Below are 696 nucleotides of genomic sequence, written 5' to 3'. Positions count from 1 at the left end.
CTTTATTGAATATAAAATTACTCATCCTGTAAAAGTTGCAGGTTTTATATCTTTTGGCCTTATTGCTGTGGCCAATCTATATTGGATAAGTTTTTAAAGATGATGATAAAGATTAGAACAAGCAGTTTAAATTAAGCTGCTTGTTCTTTTAAGTGCCGATAATTGTGATTATGTTAACTAATTTTGCATGTGATATACATTTCTCACCTCATTTTTTACTGTGTAATAATTCCCTTAGGATATTAGCCTAGGACCCGTACCATTTCTGCTTGCATACCTCTTTGGCCATTCACTACTACAAAAGTAACCTTTTGCCCTTCTTTTAAGCTTTTAATAACAACCCCTTCAGTCCCTTTAGTCCGTTCAATAGCTGTAAAATGGACAAAAAGATCAGGTCCACTTTCTGGTGTAATAAAGCCAAATCCTTTCTCATCATTGAACCACTTAACTGTTCCAACTTGTCTTTCTGCCATATAAATCTTCCTCCTAAAGTATCAGTATTTTTTTGTTTCGATAATGGTGATTATGTTAACTGAATTTGTATATTATATACATGCTTTATTGGTGAATATTCTTATTACTTTTCCCTTTAAAGCTTCCACTACAGATATGATTATTAGGGAGATAAGTGATGAGATGAAAGCAGTAAAACAAATTGCTCCTTCTCCCATACCAGTCCATCCTCCGATAAAAAAC

Annotated in this window: 2 protein-coding genes; both read right to left on the bottom strand. The window is 33.2% G+C overall.

What is annotated here, in order from left to right; all coding sequences use genetic code 11:
- Positions 1-242: 242 nt before the first annotated feature.
- On the bottom strand, positions 243-473 hold the full coding sequence (locus ACSMFO_RS40170) for a cold-shock protein (RefSeq protein WP_098287835.1): 231 nt from the start codon (positions 471-473) through the stop codon (positions 243-245).
- 72 nt (positions 474-545) lie between these two features.
- Positions 546-689 carry a YesK family protein gene (locus tag ACSMFO_RS40165; RefSeq protein ID WP_436462540.1) on the bottom strand — a complete coding sequence of 48 codons (144 nt, stop codon included), beginning with the start codon at positions 687-689 and terminating at the stop codon, positions 546-548.
- Positions 690-696: the final 7 nt, after the last annotated feature.

The organism is Amycolatopsis sp. w19, from assembly GCF_051373225.1.
In the GTDB taxonomy this organism is placed as follows: domain Bacteria; phylum Actinomycetota; class Actinomycetes; order Mycobacteriales; family Pseudonocardiaceae; genus Amycolatopsis; species Amycolatopsis japonica.
This window is presented reverse-complemented; position numbering and strand designations above follow the sequence as displayed.